The sequence below is a fragment of the Prescottella equi genome, from assembly GCF_002094305.1.
In the GTDB taxonomy this organism is placed as follows: Bacteria; Actinomycetota; Actinomycetes; order Mycobacteriales; family Mycobacteriaceae; genus Prescottella; species Prescottella equi.
Genome location: NZ_LWTX01000019.1, coordinates 1 through 23,167 on the forward strand (window position 1 = coordinate 1; position 23,167 = coordinate 23,167).

The 23,167-nt window shown below is 69.8% G+C and carries 20 protein-coding genes and 1 tRNA gene; 3 read left to right on the forward strand and 18 right to left on the reverse strand.

What is annotated here, in order from left to right; all coding sequences use genetic code 11:
* Positions 1–138: 138 nt before the first annotated feature.
* The 6 genes from A6I89_RS23920 to A6I89_RS23945 form a co-directional block, all read right to left on the reverse strand.
* Positions 139–336 carry a hypothetical protein gene (locus A6I89_RS23920; protein ID WP_005515797.1) on the reverse strand — a complete coding sequence of 66 codons (198 nt, stop codon included), beginning with the start codon at positions 334–336 and terminating at the stop codon, positions 139–141.
* A 326-nt stretch (positions 337–662) separates the two neighbouring features.
* Positions 663–735 (reverse strand) — tRNA-Thr (locus A6I89_RS23925).
* A gap of 62 nt (positions 736–797) precedes the next feature.
* The gene (locus A6I89_RS23930; protein ID WP_005515799.1) at positions 798–1,985 is read right to left on the reverse strand and encodes a DNA polymerase III subunit delta'; all 1,188 of its coding nucleotides are present in this window, start codon (positions 1,983–1,985) and stop codon (positions 798–800) included.
* Between the two features lie 44 nt (positions 1,986–2,029).
* Positions 2,030–4,918, reverse strand: a complete 2,889-nt coding sequence (topA, locus tag A6I89_RS23935; protein WP_005515801.1) for a type I DNA topoisomerase — start codon at positions 4,916–4,918, stop codon at positions 2,030–2,032.
* A 145-nt stretch (positions 4,919–5,063) separates the two neighbouring features.
* The gene (locus A6I89_RS23940; RefSeq protein WP_005515802.1) at positions 5,064–5,648 is read right to left on the reverse strand and encodes a hypothetical protein; all 585 of its coding nucleotides are present in this window, start codon (positions 5,646–5,648) and stop codon (positions 5,064–5,066) included.
* A 190-nt stretch (positions 5,649–5,838) separates the two neighbouring features.
* A complete protein-coding gene (locus A6I89_RS23945; protein ID WP_005515803.1) occupies positions 5,839–6,042 on the reverse strand; it encodes a cold-shock protein in 204 nt (67 codons plus the stop codon).
* Between the two features lie 436 nt (positions 6,043–6,478).
* Between A6I89_RS23945 and A6I89_RS23950 the strand changes: the two genes are divergently transcribed.
* Positions 6,479–8,785, forward strand: a complete 2,307-nt coding sequence (locus A6I89_RS23950) for a DEAD/DEAH box helicase (protein WP_044990403.1) — start codon at positions 6,479–6,481, stop codon at positions 8,783–8,785.
* Between the two features lie 5 nt (positions 8,786–8,790).
* On the opposite strand, the gene A6I89_RS23955 is transcribed toward A6I89_RS23950, so the two are convergent.
* Genes A6I89_RS23955 through ssd form a run of 7 tightly spaced genes read right to left on the reverse strand, consistent with a single transcriptional unit; the run spans position 8,791 to position 13,468 of the window.
* On the reverse strand, positions 8,791–9,162 hold the full coding sequence (locus tag A6I89_RS23955; RefSeq protein ID WP_044990402.1) for an Rv3654c family TadE-like protein: 372 nt from the start codon (positions 9,160–9,162) through the stop codon (positions 8,791–8,793).
* Entirely contained in the window at positions 9,159–9,515 is a 357-nt protein-coding gene (locus A6I89_RS23960) for a TadE family type IV pilus minor pilin (protein WP_022593888.1), read from the reverse strand. Before A6I89_RS23960 ends, A6I89_RS23955 begins: the two co-directional genes overlap by 4 nt.
* Positions 9,512–9,715, reverse strand: coding sequence for a DUF4244 domain-containing protein (locus A6I89_RS23965; RefSeq protein WP_005515809.1), 204 nt, complete (start codon positions 9,713–9,715; stop codon positions 9,512–9,514). The genes A6I89_RS23960 and A6I89_RS23965 overlap by 4 nt, the downstream gene beginning before the upstream one ends.
* Positions 9,716–9,775: 60 nt before the next feature.
* Positions 9,776–10,375, reverse strand: coding sequence for a type II secretion system F family protein (locus tag A6I89_RS23970; RefSeq protein ID WP_022593886.1), 600 nt, complete (start codon positions 10,373–10,375; stop codon positions 9,776–9,778).
* Positions 10,372–11,178 carry a type II secretion system F family protein gene (locus tag A6I89_RS23975; protein ID WP_037084670.1) on the reverse strand — a complete coding sequence of 269 codons (807 nt, stop codon included), beginning with the start codon at positions 11,176–11,178 and terminating at the stop codon, positions 10,372–10,374. The genes A6I89_RS23970 and A6I89_RS23975 overlap by 4 nt, the downstream gene beginning before the upstream one ends.
* Entirely contained in the window at positions 11,175–12,353 is a 1,179-nt protein-coding gene (locus A6I89_RS23980; protein ID WP_005515813.1) for a TadA family conjugal transfer-associated ATPase, read from the reverse strand. The genes A6I89_RS23975 and A6I89_RS23980 overlap by 4 nt, the downstream gene beginning before the upstream one ends.
* Complete coding sequence (ssd, locus tag A6I89_RS23985; RefSeq protein WP_005515814.1) at positions 12,350–13,468, reverse strand: septum site-determining protein Ssd; 1,119 nt, start codon at positions 13,466–13,468, stop codon at positions 12,350–12,352. Before ssd ends, A6I89_RS23980 begins: the two co-directional genes overlap by 4 nt.
* A 398-nt stretch (positions 13,469–13,866) precedes the next feature.
* On the opposite strand from ssd, the gene A6I89_RS23990 reads away from it, so the two are divergent.
* Positions 13,867–14,685, forward strand: a complete 819-nt coding sequence (locus A6I89_RS23990; RefSeq protein ID WP_005515815.1) for an HAD family hydrolase — start codon at positions 13,867–13,869, stop codon at positions 14,683–14,685.
* A gap of 423 nt (positions 14,686–15,108) precedes the next feature.
* Here A6I89_RS23990 and A6I89_RS23995 read toward each other — a convergent pair whose 3' ends face one another.
* From A6I89_RS23995 to A6I89_RS24015, 5 genes are read right to left on the reverse strand one after another with little or no spacing between them, the layout of a single operon-like run.
* A complete protein-coding gene (locus A6I89_RS23995) occupies positions 15,109–15,861 on the reverse strand; it encodes a Fic family protein (RefSeq protein WP_005515817.1) in 753 nt (250 codons plus the stop codon).
* A gap of 11 nt (positions 15,862–15,872) precedes the next feature.
* Complete coding sequence (locus tag A6I89_RS24000; RefSeq protein WP_022593883.1) at positions 15,873–17,483, reverse strand: dipeptide ABC transporter ATP-binding protein; 1,611 nt, start codon at positions 17,481–17,483, stop codon at positions 15,873–15,875.
* Positions 17,480–18,340 carry an ABC transporter permease gene (locus A6I89_RS24005; protein WP_022593881.1) on the reverse strand — a complete coding sequence of 287 codons (861 nt, stop codon included), beginning with the start codon at positions 18,338–18,340 and terminating at the stop codon, positions 17,480–17,482. The genes A6I89_RS24000 and A6I89_RS24005 overlap by 4 nt, the downstream gene beginning before the upstream one ends.
* A complete protein-coding gene (locus A6I89_RS24010) occupies positions 18,333–19,259 on the reverse strand; it encodes an ABC transporter permease (RefSeq protein ID WP_005515820.1) in 927 nt (308 codons plus the stop codon). The genes A6I89_RS24005 and A6I89_RS24010 overlap by 8 nt, the downstream gene beginning before the upstream one ends.
* Before the next feature lie 2 nt (positions 19,260–19,261).
* The gene (locus A6I89_RS24015) at positions 19,262–20,881 is read right to left on the reverse strand and encodes a peptide ABC transporter substrate-binding protein (protein ID WP_226347563.1); all 1,620 of its coding nucleotides are present in this window, start codon (positions 20,879–20,881) and stop codon (positions 19,262–19,264) included.
* 272 nt (positions 20,882–21,153) lie between these two features.
* Here A6I89_RS24015 and acs point away from each other — a divergent pair, with 272 nt between their 5' ends.
* On the forward strand, positions 21,154–23,082 hold the full coding sequence (gene acs, locus A6I89_RS24020; RefSeq protein ID WP_005515823.1) for an acetate--CoA ligase: 1,929 nt from the start codon (positions 21,154–21,156) through the stop codon (positions 23,080–23,082).
* Positions 23,083–23,167: the final 85 nt, after the last annotated feature.

Here is a 23,167-nt window from a genome sequence, read left to right on the forward strand (position 1 = left end):
AAGGTCGCGGCCGGGTCGGTGTCCGTGTCGCTCTGACCTGGAATAAGTTACGCGAACCGTTCGGCGATTGCCAAATCGCCTGATCAGGCCGTCGAAAGCACGGTCATGTACGCCGCGTGGCCGTCCGGACCGGCTGGGTCAGGGAACCCAGTACTTGGTGGCCAACTCCTCCACGAGGGGATCGTCCTCGGCGACCTCGTCGAGAGCGGCCAGGTCGGAGTCGATCGCGACAAGACGCGGATCGTCGCTCTCCACCTCCTCCACCGGGTGACCCCCGTTCTCGGAGAGTTGGCGCAGGAGTTTCTCGCGAACGCGGGTCTTCAGCGAATCACTCACCTCCCGAGCATGCCGCCTCGCTCGCAGCCCTGTCGAGACCTGCCGTCACGAATCGTGGTGATCCCGGTCGTCGTCGGATCGACGGAACACCTGTCGTGCGATCGGTATCAACATGACCAGGGCGCCGACCATGAGGATGAGCCAGAAGATCTCCATCCACACGATGAGTCACCTTCTCCCATGGAGTGCCGGCGGGACCGCCCGTCCCACGGTTCATCGTCCTCCCCGCGGGGCCGTACCGCGAGGTTTCGGCGACCGCGCCGGATCGGCCACCGAGTCGCCGAAACCAGAAGGGCCCCTCACCTGGTGGTGAGGGGCCCTCTCGGAGCTGCCTGCGAGAATCGAACTCGCGACCTTTTCATTACGAGTGAAATGCTCTACCGACTGAGCTAAGGCAGCGTGCCTTTCGGCGCACGCGAGTCTATCCCGTCCCCCCGGCCCAAATGCAAATCGGGCTCGTTCTACCTGAACTCGGCGCCCAGGCGGGCGACGAGTGCGTCGGCGGCGAACTTGGGTTTGACGTTCTGATCGAGTGCCTCCCGGCAGTCCAGGATCGCCTCGATGCACCGCAACAGGCCCTCTCGCGACGTGCGACCCGCGAGGTCCGCCGCCTGTTCCGCCATGTCGGGATGATTGGGAGTGGCGGACGACCCGAACGAGTAGGCCAATGCGTCGCGGTACAGACCGGCGAGATCCATGAGCGCGCGATCGAGTGAGTCGCGCCCGGTTCGGGTGGCGCGAGACTTCTGACGACGTTCGAGTTCCTTGAGCACGCCGGCCGAGCCCCGCAGGGCTCCGGCGGCGCCCTTGCCGGTGCCGCCCGCGCCGAGCGCGGTCCGCATCTCCTCGGTCTCCCGCTCGTCGCGTTCGGCGGTCAGTTCTCGGGCCTCGAGTTCCGCTGACTGCACCAACTCCTCGGCGGCGGCGTAGGCGGTGCCCGGCCGAAGCGCCGCGCCCGCCAGAGCCAGGGCACGCTTGCGTCGGCTGCGCGCGTCCTCGTCCCGCGCGAGGCGCCGGGCCCGCCCGACATGCCCGCCACAGATGGAGGCCGCCCAGTCCGAGGTCTCGGCGTCGAGGTGATCCCGCTCCCGCAGCACCTGCGCGATCGCGTCCACACTCGGCGTCACCAAGGGAATGTGCCGGCACCGGGAACGGAGCGTCACCGAGATGTCCTGCGGGTCCACCGACGGCGCACACAGCAGGAACACCGTCCGCTCCGGCGGTTCTTCGACGACCTTGAGCAGCGCGTTCGCCGCGCCCTCGGTGAGACGGTCGGCGTCCTCGACGACGACGACCTGCCAGCGGCCCGTGCTGGGTCGACGCGAGGCGGTCTGCACGATGCCGCGCATCTCGCTGACGCTGATACTCAGCCCCTCGGGCACGACCCGACGGACGTCGCCGTGCGTGCCGGCCATCGTCGTCGTGCAGGCCTGACATTCGCCGCAGCCCGGGACTCCCTCGGACGTGCACTGCAGTGCCGCGGCGAAGCACACCGCGGCAACCGACCGGCCCGACCCGGGCGGACCGGTGAACAGCCACGAGTGCGTCATCCGCGAACCGGCGTCGCCGCCGCGCGCCGCCGTCGCAGCAGCCGTCAACTCTGCCTCGACATGCTCCTGGCCGACCAGTCGATCGAAAACACCCGCCACGCGCCGAGCCTAACTGTCCCCGCCGACGGCGACGGCGCGGCCGGTCACGACTTCTTCGCCGCGGCCTTCTTGGCCGGCGCCTTCTTGGCTGCAGTCTTCTTCGCCGCCGCCTTCTTGGCCGGTGCCTTCTTCGCGGCGGCCTTCTTCTTGACCGGGCCGCGAGCGCGACGATCGGCGAGAAGTTCGGACGCGCGTTCGTCGGTGATCGACTCGACCTCGTCGCCCTTGCGCAGGCTGGCGTTGGTCTCGCCGTCGGTGACGTACGGGCCGAAGCGGCCGTCCTTGATGACCATCGGCTTGCCGGTGGCCGCGTCGTTGCCGAGTTCCCGCAGCGGAGCAGCCGCCGAAGCCTGACGCCCGCGCCGCTTCGGCTCGGCGTAGATCTTCAGTGCCTCCTCGAGCGTCACCGTGAACATCTGATCCTCGTTCTCCAGAGAACGGGAATCGGTGCCCTTCTTCAGATACGGCCCGTAACGGCCGTTCTGCGCGGTGATCTCTTCCTTCGATTCGGGGTCGACACCCACCACGCGCGGCAGCGACAGCAGTTTGAGGGCATCCTCGAGCGTGACGGTGGCCAGGTCCATCGACTTGAGCAGCGATCCGGTGCGCGGCTTGGGGCCGGCCGCCTTCTTCGCGGCCTTCTTCGCCGGCGCCTTCTTGACGGCCTTCGTCTTGGTGGTGCCGTCGGCCGCCGCCTCGACGGGCACGATGTCCGGCTCCGGTTCGGGTGCCGGCTCGGGGAGGATCTCGGTGACGTACGGGCCGAAGCGGCCTTCCTTGGCGACGATCTCGTGGCCGGTCAGCGGGTCGACGCCCAGCTTCCGTCCCTCCTGCGGCGTCGAGAACAGCTTCTCGGCGTACTCGGGAGTGAGTTCGTCCGGCGGCAGGTCGTCGGGCAGGTTCGCACGCTGCGAGACCGGGTCACCGTCCGGATCGTCCGGGTTCTGGACCATCCGCTCGAGGTAGGGACCGAAGCGTCCGACCCGCACATGGACCTCGCGGCCCTCGGCATCGTCGAACAGGCGGATCGAGTTGATCTCGCGGGCGTCGATGTCCTCGAGATTCTGACCGACCATCTTCTTGAGGCCACCGGCCCGCGCGATCGAGTCGTCCGCGGCCGCCGCGTCACCGAAGTAGAAACTCGACAGCCAGTTGCCGCGCTGTTCGCGGCCGCCGGCGATCTCGTCGAGGTCGTCCTCCATCGCCGCGGTGAAGTCGAAGTCGACGAGCCGACCGAAGTGCGTCTCGAGCAGCCCGATCACCGCGAACGCGACCCACGACGGAACGAGCGCGCTGCCGCGCTTGTAGACGTAACCGCGGTCGAGGATGGTCTTGATGATCGAGGAGTACGTCGACGGACGACCGATGCCGAGCTCTTCGAGAGCCTTGATGAGGCTCGCCTCGGTGTAGCGCGCCGGCGGATTGGTGGAGTGACCGTCCGGGTCGAGCTTGGTAGCGGTCACCTCCTGGCCCTGCGTCAGGACCGGAAGGCGCGACTCGGCGTCGTCGGACTGGCCGCCGGCCTCCTCGTCGACACTCTCCACGTACGCCTTCAGGAAGCCCGGGAACGTGATGGTGCGGCCGGACGCCGAGAACGTGCACTCCTCGCCGGTGCCGGCGGTGCCGGTGATCCGCAGCGTCAGGGTGGTGCCGCGGGCATCGGCCATCTGGGAGGCGACGGTGCGCTGCCAGATCAGCTCGTACAGGCGGTACTCGTCGTTCTCGAGACGAGAGTGCAGCTGACCCGGCGTCTGGAAGACGTCACCGGCCGGACGGATCGCCTCGTGTGCCTCCTGCGCGTTCTTCACCTTGCGGGTGTACTGGCGCGGAGTGGCGTGGACGTACTCGGCGCCGTACAGCTCGGTGGCCTGGGCCCGCGCCGCGGAGATCGCCGACTGCGACAGCGTGGTCGAGTCGGTTCGCATGTAGGTGATGTAGCCGTTCTCGTACAGACGCTGCGCTACCCGCATGGTGCGCTCCGACGAGAAGCGCAGCTTGCGCGCAGCCTCCTGCTGCAGCGTCGACGTCATGAACGGCGCGTACGGCTTGCGCGTGTACGGCTTGTCCTCGGCCGAGGAGACGACCAGGTCGACGCCTTCGAGGGCCTCCGCGAGCCGACGGGCGTACGCCTCGTCGATCACCGTCACGCCGGTGGACTTGAGCTTGCCGTCGGGCCCGAAGTCCCGTCCCGCAGCGACGCGGGAGCCGTCGACCGAGACGAGGCGCGCACCGAACGCGCGGGGGCTGGCGTCGGCACCGGCATCGAGCGTCGCCGAGATGTCCCAGTACTCCGCGGAGCGGAACGCCATGCGCTCGCGCTCGCGCTGCACGATGACGCGCGTCGCGACGGACTGCACGCGGCCCGCCGACAGCTTCGGCATGACCTTCTTCCACAGCACCGGGCTGACCTCGTAGCCGTAGAGACGGTCGAGGATGCGTCGGGTCTCCTGTGCGTCGACCAGGTCGTTGTCGAGGTCGCGGGTGTCCTCGGCGGCGGCGCGGATGGCCGGCTCGGTGATCTCGTGGAACACCATTCGGCGGACCGGGATCTTGGGCTTGAGCGTCTCGAGGAGATGCCAGGCGATGGCCTCGCCCTCACGGTCGGGGTCGGTGGCGAGGTACAGCTCGTCGGCATCCTTGAGCAGGCTCTTGAGCTCGGTGACCTTCGACTTCTTCTCCGGGCTGACGACGTACAGCGGCTCGAAGTCGTGGTCGACGTTCACACCGAGGCGCGCCCACGGCTCACCCTTGTACTTCGCGGGCACGTCCGCAGCGCCTCGCGGGAGGTCGCGAATGTGGCCGACCGACGCCTCCACCACGTAATTCTTCCCGAGGTAGGGCGCGATCTTCTTGGCCTTCGTCGGTGACTCGACGATGACGAGGCGGCGCGTGCCGGACGCTCCGTCCGCCGTGCTCTTCTCCCGTGATGCCACCTGTTGTCCGCACCTTCCTGCTCGATCAGTGCCACCGTGTGCACCTGATGCGAATCTCGCCTTCGACCCCGTTATACCGGGTCCGGTCAGTAACAGGGTGTCACACCGGTAAGCCGATCACGTAGATCCGTCCCGGTCCGTTCGCTCAAATGTGCGGCCAGTTGCGGCGAGCGTCCGGATCGTCGGGGGCTTCGCCGATATTCTCCGCAAGGTGCATCAGGCGCCTTCTCCCGGAAATGCGCAATCCAGGAGTGGACCCCCTGATTCCGACAATTGTCGGTGCGACGCCGGCCCGCATGAGCGACTGGGCCAGGACGACGTGGGTGTCCGGTGCATGCGGGTCCAGGCCGAGAAGATAGCGCTGGCCGTCGGCCTCGACGCGTCCGGCGGCCAGGACCCACGCCCGTTGTTCACGCGCGCCCGGAATCCAACCCGGGGGCACGGACTTGACCGCCCCCCGCGTCCATCGAGCGGCGAGATCGATCAGATGCGGAACCGAGGCCGTCCGAACGAGCGGCCGTCCTTCCTCCGAAGTACCGATCTCCGGCTCGAGATCCGCCTCGGCCATCAACGTGGCGATCGCTTCGGCCCGCCACAGACTGTCGACGACGACGGACACCCGAGCACCGTCCTTCGAGACGGCCACCTGCCCCTGCGCCGCGAGCAGCCCACCGAGGTCGGTCACCGCAGGGGGCATCGACTCGGCGGAGAAGAACGACAGCTGGGCCACAAGTGGACACTAGGCCACGGATTCGCGTTGTTCGCGCTCTTCGTGCATCTGCACCGCGGAGCCCGGCGGGATCACCCCTCAACGCAGTCGTCCCCCACTGCCGAGTCGGCAGTGGGGGACGACGTCAGGCACCGGTCGTGACGACCGGCTCTGCCTGTCGTTCAGTTCTGACGTTCAGCTGGTGAACGAATCAGATGGCGCGAACGCCGGTGGCCTGCGGGCCCTTGGTGCCCTGGCCGACCTCGAACTCGACGCGCTGGTTCTCTTCCAGGGTGCGGAAGCCGCTGCCCTGAATCTCGGAGTAGTGGACGAAGACGTCAGCGGAGCCGTCCTCGGGAGCGATGAAGCCGAAGCCCTTTTCCGCGTTGAACCACTTCACAGTGCCCTGTGCCATGCTTTTCCTTCTCTTTCTTACACCGGATTCGATGGACAGCACTTCCGGTCCACCGGGCCGGTTCCGACCGCTGTACTTTCTCGATTCCCCCTCAGGAACGCACAAGCACCGCGCTCGCAACATCGATCCTGCGGGCGTGTAAACGAACACAGAAGCTGCGACCAGGTCATAGTCAACCACGTCCGACCCGCGCGCAACAGTCGAAAGACGAACAAAAACTGCAAATAGTTGATCTTGCACGCAGTGCCACTCCGGCTACTCTCCGGTACACCCCACGCGGATAATTCCGACAGGCCGTCGATAGGATGAAAAGCCCAGGTCCGACGCGTAGCAGTCACCCAGAACGCAACACCGACGAGTTTCCGGAGAGGCCCCCGTGAATCCCCCGCCCCATCCCGGTCGACCCGACGGAAACGGCGACGACTCATTCGGCCGGATGCTTCTGGACCGGATTCTGGCGGGCACTCCTCCGGGCGAGCACCCCCTGACCTTCACCGCGGATCTACCGCCCCGCGTGTCCAGTTACTCGGAATGGCCGGAATGGGCGGACCCGGCCGTGGTCCGGGCCGTTCGCGCAGCCGGCATCCCTCAGCCGTGGAGCCACCAGGCCGAGGCCGCTTCCATCGCGGCCGCCGGTGAGCACGTGGTGGTTGCGACCGGGACGGCGTCGGGCAAGTCGCTGGCGTACCAGCTTCCCATCCTGACCGCACTCGCCGGCGAATCCCGCGGCACCGCTCTGTATCTGTCACCGACCAAGGCGCTCGGCGCCGATCAACTGCGCGCCACGGCGGCACTCACCGAGTCCGAGCCGGATCTGCGGTCGATCCATCCCTGCCTGTTCGACGGCGACACCTCCATCGAACTTCGGCAGTGGACGCGCGCGAACTCGCGCTGGATCTTCACCAACCCCGACATGCTGCACCTCGGGATCCTGCGATCGCACCAACGGTGGTCGCACCTGCTGCGCAACCTCCGCTACGTCGTGGTCGACGAGTGCCACTCGTACCGCGGCGTCTTCGGATCGAACGTCGCGCTGGTCCTGCGACGACTCCGCCGCATCGCGGCCCGGTACGGAGCCCACCCGACATTCGTCCTGGCCAGCGCCACCACCGCCGAACCCGGAGCGGCCGCGTCGCGGCTGATCGGAGCGCCGTGCGCGCAGGTCACCGAGGACGGATCACCACACGGCCCCCGCACGATCGCGCTGTGGGAGCCCCCGCTACTGGCGTCGGTCACCGGCGAGAACGGCGCCCCGGTGCGGCGGGCGGCCGGGTCCGAAGCGTCGCGCATCATGGCGGACCTGCTGGTCGAGGGCGCCAAGACGTTGACGTTCGTCCGGTCCAGGCGCGGCGCCGAACTGACCGCGATCGGCGCGCGGCGGGCCCTCGCCGACGTGGACCCCGACCTCGCCGATCGTGTCGCCGCTTACCGTGCCGGATATCTCGCCGAGGATCGCCGCGACCTCGAGTCCGCCCTCGCGGACGGCCGGCTTCTCGGCGTCGCAACGACCAACGCCCTGGAGCTGGGGGTGGACATCGCCGGGCTCGACGCGGTGGTGGTGGCCGGTTTCCCGGGAACCGTCGCATCGTTCTGGCAGCAGGCCGGGCGCTCCGGACGCCGCGGTCAAGGCTCCCTCGTGGTGCTCGTCGCGCGCGACGACCCACTCGACACCTATCTCGTGCATCACCCGTCCGCGCTGCTCGACCGCCCGGTCGAGGCGACCGTCACCGACCCCACGAACCCGTACGTGCTCGGACCTCAGTTGCTGTGCGCGGCACTGGAGCTGCCGCTGTCCGACGCCGAGGTGGCGGACTTCGGCGCCACCGAAGTCCTGACCGAACTCGCGGCGCAGGGCCTGATCCGACGTCGTGCACACGGATGGTTCGTCACGGCCGAATCCGATCCGCACAGTGCGCTCGACATCCGGGGCGGCATCGGCGCCCAGATCGCGATCGTCGACAGCGAGTCCGGTCGGCTCCTCGGGACCGTCGACGCCGGGCGGGCCCCGGCCACCGCGCACCCGGGCGCGGTGCACATCCATCAGGGTGAGTCGTTCGTCGTCGACCACCTGGACCTCGACGAGGGTCTCGCGCTGGTCCACCCGGAGGAACCGGACTGGACCACCTCGGCCCGGGAGGTCACCGACATCGCGATCGCCGACGTCGCCGAACACAAGCGGTACGGCGAGGTCGGCGTCGCGCTGGTGCAGGTCGAGGTGACCCATCAGGTGGTGGGATACCTGCGCCGGTTGTCGTCGGGCGAAGTACTCGACTCGGTGGAACTCGACATGCCCGCGCAGACGCTGCACACCCGCGCGGTGATGTACACGGTCACGCCGGAACTGCTCGAGGAACACGGCATCGGAGCGGACCGGGTCCCTGGTGCGCTGCACGCCGCCGAACACGCCGCCATCGGCCTGCTTCCGCTGGTGGCGACGTGCGACCGCGGCGACATCGGCGGCGTGTCGACCGCGCTGCACCCGGACACCGGTCTCCCCACCGTGTTCGTCTACGACGGCCACCCGGGCGGCGCCGGCTTCGCCGACCGCGGCCACGACGAACTCGTCCGCTGGCTCGGCGCGACCCGGGAGGCGATCGACGCGTGCGAGTGCGTGGCCGGGTGCCCGTCGTGCGTGCACTCCCCCAAGTGCGGCAACGGCAACCATCCGCTCGACAAGGACGGCGCCGTGCGGGTGCTGACCGCGATCCTCGGCGCCGTGACCCCGTCGGATCCCGCGGTGTGACGGCATCATTCGAGGGGTCCGGCCCGAGCGACGGCACGGGCCGGACCGATCGGCAGCACACCCGAACCCGCAGCCGACACTGTCGTCGCCACCACGACCTGCCAGCCGTCGACCGAACAATCCGCAAGTTCGACCCGCATCCGATCCGCGATCGACGACGCGGCAGCGCAGGCTGATTCACCTCCACCGTCGAGCGCGTAGGCGGCGGCGAGCGCCGCGAGGTCGGCCGCGGACTGCGCCCGGTGCCTGCTGACGACCACCCCGCCCACGTGCACGAGGGCAGCCGTGACCACGACGAGCGCGGCCAGCGTGAAACAGGCGAGCACTGTCGCACCGCCGGACTCGTCACGCGCCAGTGCTCGTATCCTCCTCCTCATCCGCTGTCCTGCTCCGGTTCCTTCACCGCCACTGACTCCGCGGACAGTTCGACCAACGGCAGAAGTGTCGCCCGCGCCCGAACCGTCGCGACGACGAACGCACCGTCGTCCCGGACCTCGATCTCCGCCCCGTGCGGGGCCACCCGACCCGCCGCGACGGCTGCATTGGGGCGGTCGCCGCGTGCGGCGAGGCGGGCGGCTTCCCGGGCTGCGTCGATGCATCGCACCTGTGTGGACACGGCCACGATCGCCCCGATGCACAGCACCACCACGGTGACGATGGAAGCGATCGCGATGGCCGCCTCCACCGTGACCGCACCGCTGTCGCCGCGCGGGCCGGGACGCCCGGTCACACCGACGTGGCGAGTGCCTTGTCGATGATCCCGGTGAGCGCGGAGACGATCGAATCGCCGGTGACCACCGTGTACAGCACCGCGCCGAACGCCGCGGCCGCGATGGTGCCGATGGCGTACTCGGCGGTGGACATGCCGTCGTCCCCCGTCGCAGCCGTCATGATCCGGGCCTGAACCCCTCGAAACATCCTCGACCACATTGCTTTCCCCCTTCATAGATGCCGGCGCGGCGTACCCGCGCCGGGGTCCTTCGGATTCGGTCAGAGCAGCCCACCCTCGAGCACCCGACCGGCCAGCCCGATCACCACCGGGACGATGCCCAGGCACACGAACGCCGGCAGGAAGCACAGCCCCAGCGGTCCGCCGATGAGCACGCCGGCCTTCTCGACAGCGGCGATCGCACGGTCCTCGGCCTCCGTCCGCTGCTGTGTCGCCAGGTCCGCCATCGCCGACGACAGTGCGGCGCCCGATCGAGCCGACCGTCGGGCCATCCGGGCCAACGCCTCGGTCGCGGGCTCCGACGCCACGACGTCCCACGCAGTGGCCGGGTCCGCACCGAGCGCGAGCCGGTCCGCGGTGCGCCGCAACGACTCCCCCAGCGGATCCGGCGCCGACGCAGCCACCGCGGCGACGGCGTCCGGCACCGGCAGGCCTGCTTTCAGACACGCTGCCAGGAGGTCGAAGGTGCCCGCGACGGCGAGCGGGTCCGGCCGCGTCGACGGCGCGTCGTCGGTGGCACGGTCGGCGCCCGCGGTCGTGTCGGCGGCCTCGGCCGAAGCACGCAGCCGTCGTCGGAGGCGGTCCGTGCCGGGGACGACCAGCACCGCGGCGGCCAGCATGAGCGCCGACGTCCACATCACGGCACCGCCCGGTCGACGATTCGGTCGGTCCACGCCAGCCCGAGTGCGCCCAGCACGGTTCCCGCCACCAGTAGCGCGCTGCCGAGGCCGCCCCCTGCGAGTACCCGCACGGGCGCGGCTCCCATGAGCTGTCCCAACCCGATCCCGAGGACGGGCAGGCCAGCGAGAACCGCAGCCGTGGCCCGGGCGCCGGCCAGTCCGGCATCAGCTCTGGCACGGAACCGGCTGCGCCCCTGCAGGTCCGTGCGCGCCGCCTGCAGCAGCTCGGCGAGCGGGAGTCCACGGGACTCGGCCACCGACCACGCCTCCGCCAGCCGGGAGAGTTCGTCCGCGACGACACTGCCCGGCAGAACGAGTCCACCGGCCGCCGACCCACCCAGGCGCGCTCGCCCCGCTGCGGTGCGCAGCGCCACCGAGGCGTCGCCGCGGCACTCCTGCGCGGCCACATCGCACGCCGCCGCCGGGTGCGCGCCGACCCCCAGTTCGCCGATCACGGCTTCGAGCCCGGCCAGCACCTGCGCACGCTCCCGGTGACGCCGCTCGACTTCGGCGCGCCGTCGGTGCCGCCGGCGCGCGGTGGCGAGGACTACCGCCGCGGCGAGCGCCGGGCCGATCGCACCGACGACCACGAGCGGAACGCACGCCGCGAAGGCGGCATCGTACGGCGACACTCGACGCCACCGCGGCCGACACGGCGGCGCACCCCCGCCGCGAGGAGGCGCGGCGGACCGCAGACGGGCCGGCGCACCCCTGCGGGGCACCATCAGGAGGGCCGCCGCGAGCGCCAGGGCGACCGCGCTCACGATTCACCCCGTCGAAGCAGCATGTCCTGCAGCACTTTCCCTGCCGCATGAACTCCCCCACCGAATGTCCAGGCCGGTACCACCTCCACCGTCCCTACGGGGTCGCGGCGCAGCACCGCGATCTCCGCGAGGCGCCGGCGCCCCGAGGTGTCCCGCTCGACGTGCAGCACCACCTGGACCGCGGCCGCCAATTGGCTGTGCAGTGCAGCCCGGTCGAGCCCGCCGAGTGCGGCGAGCGCCTCGAGCCGCGCCGGGAGCTCGCGGGGCGAGTTGGCGTGCACGGTGCCCGCACCGCCGTCGTGACCGGTGTTGAGTGCCGTCAGCAGATCGACCACCTCGGCGCCCCGCACCTCGCCGACCACGATGCGGTCCGGACGCATACGCAGGGACTGGCGGACGAGGTCGCGCACCGTCACCGCACCGACGCCCTCGACGTTGGCCACTCGCGCGACCAGACGCACCACGTGCGGGTGGGCCGGGGCGAGTTCGGCGGCGTCCTCGACGCACACGATGCGCTCGCCCGGATCGACTCGCCCGAGCAGGGCCGCCAGCATCGTGGTCTTCCCAGCCCCGGTACCGCCCGTCACCAGGAACGCGAGCCGTGCGCGCACGATGCGCTCCAGGAGCGAGCGCGCGTCACCGGGCAGGGCACCGGACGCGGCCAGATCGTCGAACCCCTGCGTCGCCTGCCGCAGCACCCGCAGCGACAGGCAGGTCCCGGCCTGGGCGACCGGGGCGAGTACCGCGTGGAGTCGGACACCCAGGTCCCCGCCGCCCGCCGCTGGGAGTCGGCCGTCGACCCACGGCTGCGCGTCGTCCAGTCGCCTGCCCGCGGACAACGCCAACCGCTGCGCCAGCCTGCGCACTGCCGCTTCGTCCGCGAACGTCACGTCGACTCGTTCGAGCCCGGCACCGCGATCGACCCAGACCGCGTCGGGGGCGGTGACCAGTACGTCGGTGACGCCCGGCTGGGCAAGCAGCGCCTCGAGCGGGCCGGCGCCGGTCAGTTCGGTCTGCAACACGCGCAGCGCCGCCAGCAGATCCGTGTCGCCGAGTACGCCACCCGACTCGGAGCGGATGGCGGCGGCGACGGTCGCCGGGGTCGGGTCGCCGTCGGCGGTCGCGAGCCGCTCGCGCACCCGGTCGAGCAGGTCGGTGGAGAACAACGCGCTCATGCCGCCCACCGCCCCGAGCGGGGGCGGGCTGCGAGGACGTCGAGCACCGACCGTGCCGCCGCTGCGAGCGGCGAGCGCTCCCCCGGATCGAGCCCGCCGCGTTCGAGCATCGCGTCGAGACGAGGCGCCGGCCGCATCACGGCGATCACCGGCGCGTCCAGGGTTTCCGCGAGGTCCGTCCCCCGCAGCCCACCCGGGGCGGGTCCGCGAACCACGATGCCCCGGTGCGGGTTCCGCTGCGTGATCCACGACAGCACCCGCCCGGACGCCACGCCACCGCGCACGGTGGCGGGGACGACCACGACGACGAGATCGGAGAGTTCGACGACGCTCTCGCCGACCTCGCCGGGATGTCGGGCGACATCGCACACCACGAGGCACCCCGCCCGTCGGCCGGCCTCCACCACGGCCGTGGCCGCCGCCGGTGTGAGCCCGCCCGTACGACTGTCTCGATCGCAGGCCAGCACGCTGACCCCGGCCTGCGCGGGCAACGCGGCATGCAGCGCGTCGGCGAGCACCCGCCCACCCTCGACAGCGAGGCCGGACCACCGTAGCCCCGGCGCTCTCTCCACGCCCAGCAGTAGGTCGAGTCCACTTCCGAGAGGGTCCGCGTCGAGCAGCAACACCCCGGGTGCGCGATCCGTCTTCCGCGCCCGCGCGCCGGCGAGGGCGATCGCGGCCGCCATCGTCGAGGCGCCCGCGCCACCGCTGCCCGCGACGACGGATACGACCGCGCCACCCGCCTCGCGTCGGGTGTTGCGGTCGGCGAACACCGCGACCAGGACGTCCTCGTCCGCCGGCAGACCCAATACCCGGTCGGCGCCCACCTCTGCGGCGGCCTGCCAATCGGCGATGCCCGGAACGCCTGAGCACACGATCACCACTCGGTCGCGGCGCGGCAGTCCCGCGGCGCACTCGCGCGCCGCGGCGGCGTCGAGCACCACCAGGTCCGCCGACATCCACACGCTGCGGCCGACCGGCGCGGCCGACTCGGCAAACGATTGATCGGTCGCCGCGGCGACGGAGCGCAGGATCTCGAGCACGGCACGCTCGCCGACGGCGGCGACTACCCCGCGGCTGCCGAGAGCGGGGGTGGCACGGGATGCGGTGGTCATGTCGGCCAGCCTGCGGCACCGGGACGCGCCGCCGGCACGTCGATACGTCGAATGTGCACAGATCCGCGGGGTGTGGATGAATTTTCGTACGTTCGTACCAGTTCGGCGGAACGAAACTGTCCCGGCAGCTCTACCACGGGAAATGAGGGGCACCGGGGCCATCCGGGCCGAGATATGGGACGACCCCCGCCAGGGGGGGAGGAGGCGGGGGTCGTCAGAGTTCAGCCCCGGGGGGTCGGGCTGAACACGCCTGGATCGCGTCCAGGTAGAAGCAATACTACACCCAGGTGCAGGAATAATTGCAAGTTCAGCGATCGCCGGAATCCGCCCGGATCGTCGGGAACGTCCGGTACCCGGTACCGGGCCGAAGACGAGGTCTCTCCCCTATTCTTGGTCGGGTGACCGCCGACCCGAGCGACCTCACCCGCCGCGGACGCACCGCCGCGTTCTTCGACCTGGACAAGACGATCATCGCCAAGTCCAGCGCGCTGGCCTTCAGCAAGCCGTTCTTCGCCCAAGGGCTGATCACGCGGCGATCGGTCCTGCAGAGCAGCTACGCACAGTTCCTCTTCATCCTCTCCGGCGCCGACCACGACCAGATGGAGCGGATGCGGAGCCACCTGACCAGCATGACGGCCGGGTGGGATGTCGAACAGATCCGCGCGATCGTCGCCGAGACCCTGCACGACATCGTCGATCCACTCGTCTACGCGGAGGCCGCGGACCTCATCGCCGACCACAAGCTGCGCGGGCACGACGTCGTCATCGTGTCGGCTTCCGGCGAGGAGGTCGTCACACCCATCGCCGACGCGCTCGGCGCCTCCCACAGTTGCGCAACGCGAATGGTGGTCGAGGACGGCCGGTACGCCGGTGACGTGGAGTTCTACTGCTACGGCGACGGCAAGGTCCAGGCGATGCGCGAGCTCGCCGAGCGCGAGGGCTACGACCTCGCCCAGTGCTACGCCTACTCGGATTCGGTGACGGATCTGCCGATGCTCGAGGCAGTGGGCCACCCCACCGCAGTCAATCCCGATCGCGGACTGCGCCGCGCTGCCGCCGAAAATGGTTGGCCCGTATTGTCTTTCTCCAACCCCGTTTCACTGCGTGCACGACTGCAGTCCCCCTCCCGCTCGACGGTCACCGCGGCGGCCGCCGTGTTGTCGAGCGCCGCAGTGGCCGGCGCCTTCACCTACGGGATGCGTCGCCGCAAACGCTGAACCTGCATCTGCCACAAAGGAAAATTGCCACTTGAAGTGGGTGGGGGCACAGGGTACAAAGGAGTTACGGAAGGCCGGAAAGCCAGGATCGATCCGGAAGAGAAGGACCGATTCCCCGACCGGACTTCCCAGCACGGGCACCAGGTACCCACGCGGAGCACAAGCCACTATAAGGGCAGAAGCGTTGTGGGCTTGCGTGACTCGGATGACTGACGGCAAGGACCCTGCACACGTTGCACGGGACGAACCGGCACCGCCCGAGACCACGCCGAGGCCGTTGACACACAACCCACCTTGCACGCTTGGTAACCCGGAATCCGTGCTAGCGGGTGGCGGCGCCGACCACGGTCGGTGACACCACCCGCTTCGCATGTGCGGGCACCCGCGACTTCCGGGAACGCGAGACCCGGAACGCGCGCTTCGTCAGCCCGCCGCTGCGGCATCCGCGATCGACATCGCCTCGCGGGCACCGGCTTCCAGGGCGCCGCAGCACAGGATCACCCAGCTGCCCACGCCCTCGGCCGTGCCGGACGCGAACCCGGCGATGCCGTCACGGTAGGCCGGCGCGCGACGCATCCAGCTCACCTCGGGCACGCCCAGGTTGTGCGGATCGAGACCCGTCGACGTGGCAACCAGTCGGGATGCGGCACGGGCCACGATGCCGTCGGCCACCCCGAACGGTCGCAGCGCGAGCAGCTCACCGTGCACGACCGCCGCGAGCACCGGTGCGGGCGCGTTCGTGCCCCCCGTCACCAACTGCGCGAGCATGTCGAGACGCTCGCCGACTCCGGGATCGGTCCGCGGCCGCCCCAAGGTGGCGGCGTCGTCGACCAGGTCCGCCGCGGCGAGCAGGTGCAACCGGGCGAGCGCCTGGAGCGGCGCTCGCTGCCACGTCGGCAGGATGATCGTGAGCGCTTCTCCGTCGAGCGCCTGCGCCACACGCAACGCACCGGACAGCACCGGGTCGCCGACCGTTCCCGGCACCGGCAGCTCGGTCGATCCGCCGTCGATGGACGCCGACGCGCGCGCAGCGCGAACCGACGCCTCGGTGGCCGTCTTGGGCCAGTCCCGGCGGTTGGTCCGGTGTCGGTGCACCTCGCCCAACGCGTCGCGCGCGCGATCCGCGGCGTCGACGACACCCGGGAGGTCCAGCAGCGGCTGCAAGGGATCAGTCACGCTGTCAGACGCTACCCGTCTCTGCGGCGCCGGCGCCCGGCCGGTACGGCGTCGAGCAGGCGCCGGGTGTACTCGTGTCCGGGGTGCTCGAACACGTCCTCCGCGGCCGCTTCCTCCACCACTCGGCCGCCGTGCATCACCACGACGCGGTCGGCGATCCGCCGGACCACGGCCAGGTCGTGGCTGACGAAGACGTACGTCAGCCCCAAGTCGCGCTGCAGTTCGTCGAGCAGACGCAGGATCTGGTCCTGTACGACGACGTCGAGAGCGGAGACCGCCTCGTCGCACACCAGCAGTTCGGGTGCCAGAGCGAGCGCCCGGGCGATCGCCACCCGCTGCCGCTGCCCGCCGGACAACTCGGCCGGGAAGCGACGGGACAAATCGGCGGGCAGTGCGACGCGCTCGAGAAGGTCACGCACCCGCCTCGCACGCTCGCCGCGATCACCGATCCGATGCACCCGCATCGGTTCCTCGACGATCCGGAACACCGAGTACGTCGGGTCGAGGCTGCCGTAAGGGTCCTGGAACACGGGTTGGACGCGGCGTCGGAACTCCTTCTCGCGGCGGCCGAGTGCCGCCGGATCGGTGCCGTCGAACAGGACCGAGCCGCCGTCGGGAGGCAGCAACCCCAGGATCATCCGCGACACCGTCGTCTTACCCGAACCCGATTCGCCGACGATCGCGGTGGTGGTGCCGCGGTCGACGGTGAACGAGACGTCGTCGACGGCGATGACCTCGGCGCGTCTGCTGTGGAACAGCTTTCGCAGGCCGTCGACGACGAGGAGTGGATGCGCGCCGGCCGGCGCGTTCGGAGGTTGCCGGGTCGGGGCGGTCCCGAGCGACGGCGCCGCCGCGACGAGCCGGCGAGTGTACGGATGTTCGGGCGCGGTGAGAATCTGCTCCGGCGAGCCGGATTCGACGACGACACCGGCGTGCATCACCACGACGTGTTCGGCACGCTCGGCAGCGACCCCGAGATCGTGCGTGATGAGCAGCAGTGCAGTCCCGAGTTCGTCGGTCAGGTGTTCGAGATGGTCGAGTACGCGCTGCTGGACGGTCACGTCCAGCGCCGACGTCGGTTCGTCGGCGATCAGCAGTCGTGGCCGGGCGGCCAACCCGATCGCGATGAGGACCCGCTGACGCATACCACCCGAGAATTCGTGTGGGTAGCGCCCGGCGCGGGCCTCGGCGTCGTCCAGACCCGCCTGCGCGAGCAGTTCGGCCGCACGGCGGTGGGCCGCCCGCCCCTTCGCGATCCCGTTGGCGGCGAGCGTCTCGCGCACCTGGAACCCGATCTTCCAGACGGGGTCGAGATTGGTCGCGGGGTCCTGCGGCACGAACCCGATTCCGCTCCCCCGGATTCCGACGAAAGTTCGCTCCGACGCGTGTGCCAGGTCGCGCCCTTCGAAGGTGATTCGGCCACCCGTCACCCGGCCTGCGCCCGGCAGCAGCCCGACAAGCGCGTGCGCGAGGGTCGACTTGCCCGAACCGGACTCGCCGACGATCGCGACGGTCTGGCCGCGCTGCACCGTGAGATCCACGCCGCGAAGCGCACGCACCGCGCCGGTACCGGTGCCGAAGGTCACCTCGAGCCCGTCCAACTCGAGCAGCGGCGCGGTCACCGGTGTCTCGCTCGCGTCGGATCCAGCGCGTCGCGCAGGGCGTCGCCGAGCAGGACGAACCCGAGCACGGTGATCGCGAGCGCGCCGGCCGGATAGAACAGGATCGTCGACCCGCGGCGCAGGGTGACCTGCGCGGTGCTGATGTCGCCGCCCCACGAGACCGTGGTGGACGGTAGCCCGATCCCCAGGAACGACAGCGTCGCCTCGGTGACGATGAAGGTCCCCAGCGACATCGTCGCCACCACGATGATCGGTGCGAGCGCGTTGGGCAGCACGTGCCGGACGAGGATCGACGGCCCCGACATGCCCACGGCGCGGGCAGCGAGGACGAAGTCGCGTGACTTGGCCGAGATGACCGCTCCGCGAGCAATTCTCGCCATCTGCGGCCAGCCGAACAGCGCAAGGACCGCCACCACCGTCCAGATGGTCCGCTGCGCGAACAGTTGCATGAGCACGATCGCCGCCAGGATCAGTGGGATCCCGAAGAAGATGTCGGTGACACGGGACAGCAGCGAATCGGCCCAGCCGCCGTAGTAGCCGGAGAGCGCGCCGAACAGCACACCGATCGCCAGCACGGACGCGGTCACGCACACCCCGACGGTGACGGACGGGCGAGCGCCGTAGACAGTGCGCGCGTACACGTCGCAGCCCTGGCGGTCGAAGCCGAACCAGTGCCCCGACCGCGGCGGTGCGAGGCTGTCGGCGATGTTGCAGTAACGCGGGTCGACACTCGTGAACACCGACGGGAACAGCGCGACCGCGGCCACGACGGCCAGGATGACGCACGCGACGAGGAACATCGGGCGCCGCCGCAGCCGTCGCCACGCCGATCCCCACATCCCGCGCGCCTCAGGCATAACGAATCCTCGGATCCAGGACGGCATACAGCAGGTCGACGAACAGATTCGCGATCAGGTAGACCACGACGAGGACACTGACGAACGACACGACCGTGGGCGCCTCGCCGCGGATGACCGCCTGATAGATCGTGCCGCCGACCCCGTTGATGTTGAAGATGCCCTCGGTGACCACCGCACCCCCCATCAGGGCCGCGAGGTCGGCGCCCAGGAAGGTCACGACCGGGATCAGAGAGTTGCGGAGCACGTGCACCCACACGACCCGCGGCCGGGACAGACCCTTTGCGGTCGCGGTCCGCACGAAATCGGCGGAGAGCGTCGTCGCGACCGACGTGCGCGTCAGCCGCAGCACGTACGCGAACGAGACCGCGGCGAGCACACACGCCGGCAGCAGCAGGCGCGACAGACTGGTGTCGGCGCCGACGGTGGGCGGCGCCAGCCCCCAACGGATTCCGACGAAGAACTGTGCCAGGAAGCCGAGCACGAACACCGGTATCGCGATGAGAACCAGACTCAGGACCAGGACGGTGCCGTCGAACACCCCGCCCTGCCGGAGGCCGGCGATCAGTCCGGCCCCGATCCCGAGGACCGTCTCGATGACGATCGCCGTGAAAGCGAGCTTCAACGTGATCGGAAAAGCCTGCGCCAGAACCTCTCCGACGGGGCGTCCGGAGAACGACGTGCCGAAGTCGAGCGTCAGGAGCCCCTTCAGGTACAGCAGGTACTGCACCAGGAACGGCTGATCCAGGTGGTACCGGGCACGCAGTTGCTCGGTCACCGCGGGGGTGAGTGCCCGATCCCCGGCCAGTGCCGCGACCGGGTCTCCGGGGAGCAGGAACACCAACGCGTAGATGAGGAACGTGGTTCCGATGAACACCGGAATCATCTGCAGCACACGGCGCCCGGTGTACCGCAGCACGGCTAGTCCTTCTCGACCAGGTAGTAGAGCGGCACACCGTCCCACCCGATCCGGACGTTCGTCACGTACTCGGACCAGCCGCCCGACGCGTTGCGGTTCCAGTTCGGCACCGCCGGCAGGTCGCGCAACAGGATCTGTTGTGCGTCGTCGATCAGCCGCTGCGATTCGACCGGATCGGTCGCCCCCGCCGACGCGCGCAGCAGAGCGTCGAACTCGGGATCGGAGTACTCGCCGTCGTTGGAACTACCTCCCGTCTGGTAGTTCTGCGCCAGGAACCCGTACTGCTGCGGGTAGTCGGCCTGCCAACCGGAACGGAACGCGGTCCGGATCGTCCGCTCGGTGGCCTCGGTGCGCAACTGCGCAAAGGTCGGGTACGGCGCACCGTGCGCGTCGATGCCGAGCGTGTTGCGAATGCTGTTGCAGACGGCGTCCACCCAGTCCTGATGGCCACCGTCGGAGTTGTAGGCGATCGCGAACGTCCCGCTCCACGACGCGATGGCGTCGGCCTGCGCCCACAACGCCCGCGCGCGGTCGGGTGCGAAACTCAGGTTCGCGGATCCGGGCAGGTCCGGCGACCAACCGGGCACGGCGGGACTCGTGAAGTCGCGGGCCGGTGTGCGCGTACTCGCGAACAGTCGCTCGGTGATCCGGTCGCGGTCGATCGCCTGCGAGATCGCCTGCCGCCGCAGCCGCCCCTCCTCGCCGCCGAAGTGCGGCAGCCGCTCCGGGATGGTGAACGTCTCGATCGTCGCCGACGGCTGATTCACGGTCCGCCCGGGCAGGTCCTCCTCGAACGTGTCCAGTGCGCTGGCCGGGACGCCGTCGAGGACGTCGAGATTGTTCGACAGCAGGTCGGTGTACGCGGTGTCGAGACTGCTGTACATCACGAAGGTCACCCCTTCGTTCCGTGGCGTCCGCGGGCCCCGGTAGTCGGCGTTCACCGTGAGGTCGATGCGCACGTTGTGCTGCCACGCGTCGTCGCCCGCGAACCGGTACGGGCCGTTGCCGATCGGGTGCTGCCCGAACGCGGCCATGTCGGCGTACGCGGACCGCGGCAACGGGTAGTACGCGGCGAATCCCAGGCGTTTCGGGAACGCCGCCTCCGGTTGTTTCAGCGTGATCGTGAAGGTCTTGTCGCCGAGTACCTCGAGTCCGGACATCGTCGTCGCGGTCGGGTTCGACGCGGCCACCTCGTCGTAGCCCTCTATGGGGTCGAAGAACGAGGACTGCAGTTGCGCGTTGGTGGACAGCGCGCCGTAGTTCCATGCGTCGACGAACGAGTGCGCGGTGACGGGCGTGCCGTCGGTGAACGTCCAGCCGTCCTCGAGCGTCACGGTGTACCGCCGGCCGTCGACCGTCTCGATCGACTGCGCGACCTCGTTCTCCACGTCGCCGGCCGCGGTGTACGACACCAGGCCCGCGAAGATTGCGTCGAGCACCCGGCCGCCGGTGTTCTCGCCCGTGTCGGTGGGGATCAACGGGTTCTGCGGCTCACCACTCCACGCATAGACCGTGTGCGCGCTCGGGGCCGTCGCTCCGGCGCAGGCCGCGAGCAGCGCCGACACCAGCACCACGACAAGCGTCGACGCCACCGCAGCCGCCCAGCTCCGCCGAACAGTCACCGCCACCTCCCGAAACACTCGGTTGGTTCCTGCGACGATAAACAGCGCCGGCGCCGGCCGCCGCAGTCCCGCGCTCCCCGACCGGATCGGCACCCGTTCGAGGCCCGATCGCAACGTCCCCGCCGTGCGGCGACCGCCTGTCGCACCGTTTCGACCGATCGCCGCACACAGCGACCACTCCACGGGAGCGAATCGTGCGGCCACGGCCGCGTGTGACTACCCTCACACGTGCGACAACCGTCGATTTCGACCCGGAAAGAAGGCAAGCCGAGATGACGAGCAGTGCAACCGACGCACCCCAGGTGTACCCACCGAGCGCGGCCTTCGCGGCGGCAGCGAACGCAGGGCCCGAGTTGCAGGCCGAGGCGGACCGCGACCGGCTGGCTTTCTGGGACGCCCAGGCCCGGCGCCTGGATTGGGCCACCCCGTGGACCGAGGTCCTGGACTGGTCGGACGCCCCCGTCGCGAAGTGGTTCGTCGGCGGCAGCCTCAACGTCGCGTACAACTGCGTCGACCGGCACGTGCTGGCGGGCAACGGCGACCGCGTCGCGATCCACTTCGAGGGTGAGCCGGGCGACAGCCGCGACATCACCTACAACGACCTGCTTGCCGAAGTGAGCCGCGCGGCAAACACTTTCACCGAGTTGGGCCTCGTCGCCGGTGACCGCGTCGCCATCTACATGCCGATGATCCCCGAGGCGATCGTGACGATGCTCGCGTGCGCCCGGCTCGGCCTGACCCATTCGGTCGTCTTCGCCGGATTCTCGGCGACCGCGCTGCGCTCGCGCATCGACGACGCCGCCGCCAAGCTCGTCGTCACCGTCGACGGACAGTGGCGCCGCGGCCAGGCGGCCCCGATCAAGCCCGCCGTCGACGAGGCCGTCGCGGATGCCGATTCCGTCCGGAACGTCTTGGTGGTCAAGCGGACCGGCATCGACGTCGACATCACCGACGGCCGTGACCTGTGGTGGCACGACACCGTCGAGAAGGCGTCGGACACGCACGAGGCGCAGGCGTTCGATGCCGAGCATCCCCTGTTCATCCTCTACACGTCCGGCACCACCGGTAAGCCGAAGGGCATCATCCACACCTCCGGCGGCTACCTGACGCAGGCGTCGTACACGCACCACAACGTGTTCGACCACAAGGCCGGACAGGACGTGTACTGGTGCACCGCCGACATCGGCTGGGTCACCGGACACAGCTACATCGTGTACGGCCCGCTGAGCAACGGCGTCACGCAGGTGGTCTACGAGGGCACCCCCAACTCCCCCGACGAGCACCGGCACTTCCAGATCATCGAGAAGTACGGCGTCACGATCTACTACACCGCGCCGACGCTGGTGCGCACGTTCATGAAGTGGGGTCGGGAGATCCCCGACGCCCACGACCTGTCGTCGATCCGGCTGCTCGGTTCGGTGGGTGAGCCCATCAATCCGGAGGCGTGGCGCTGGTTCCGCGACGTCATCGGCGGCGGCACGGCCCCGATCGTCGACACGTGGTGGCAGACCGAGACCGGCGCGATCATGATCTCGCCGCTGCCCGGCGTCACCGCCACCAAGCCCGGATCCGCCATGGCGCCGTTGCCCGGCATCTCCGCGAAGATCGTCGACGACGACGCCCACGAACTCGGCCCCGGTGGCAGTGGCTACCTGGTCCTCGACCAGCCGTGGCCGGCGATGCTGCGCGGCATCTGGGGCGACATGGAGCGCTACAAGGACACCTACTGGTCCCGATACGCCGAGGAGGGCTGGTACTTCGCCGGGGACGGCGCCAAGTACGACGAGGACGGCGCCCTGTGGGTGCTCGGCCGCGTCGACGACGTCATGAACGTCTCCGGGCACCGTATCTCCACGTCCGAGGTGGAGTCGGCGCTGGTGGGCCACCCGTCCATCGCCGAGGCCGCCGTCGTCGGAGCCGCCGACGAGACCACCGGTCAGGGCATCGTCGCGTTCGTGATCCTCCGCGAAGGCGCCGAGAACACGGGTGACACTCTGATCGCCGAGCTGCGCTCGCAGGTCTCCACCGACATCTCCCCGATCGCCAAGCCACGCCAGATCACCGTCGTCCCCGAGCTGCCCAAGACCCGCTCCGGCAAGATCATGCGCCGCCTGCTGCGCGATGTCGCCGAGGGCCGCGATCTCGGCGACACCTCGACCCTCGTCGATCCCAAGGTGTTCGACGCGATTCGCGGTAGGTAGATCCGCGGCGCAGGCACGAGAAGGGCTGTGGCCCCGAGGATCGATCCTCGGGGCCACAGCCCTTCTCGGCGCGTTCGCACTCCGG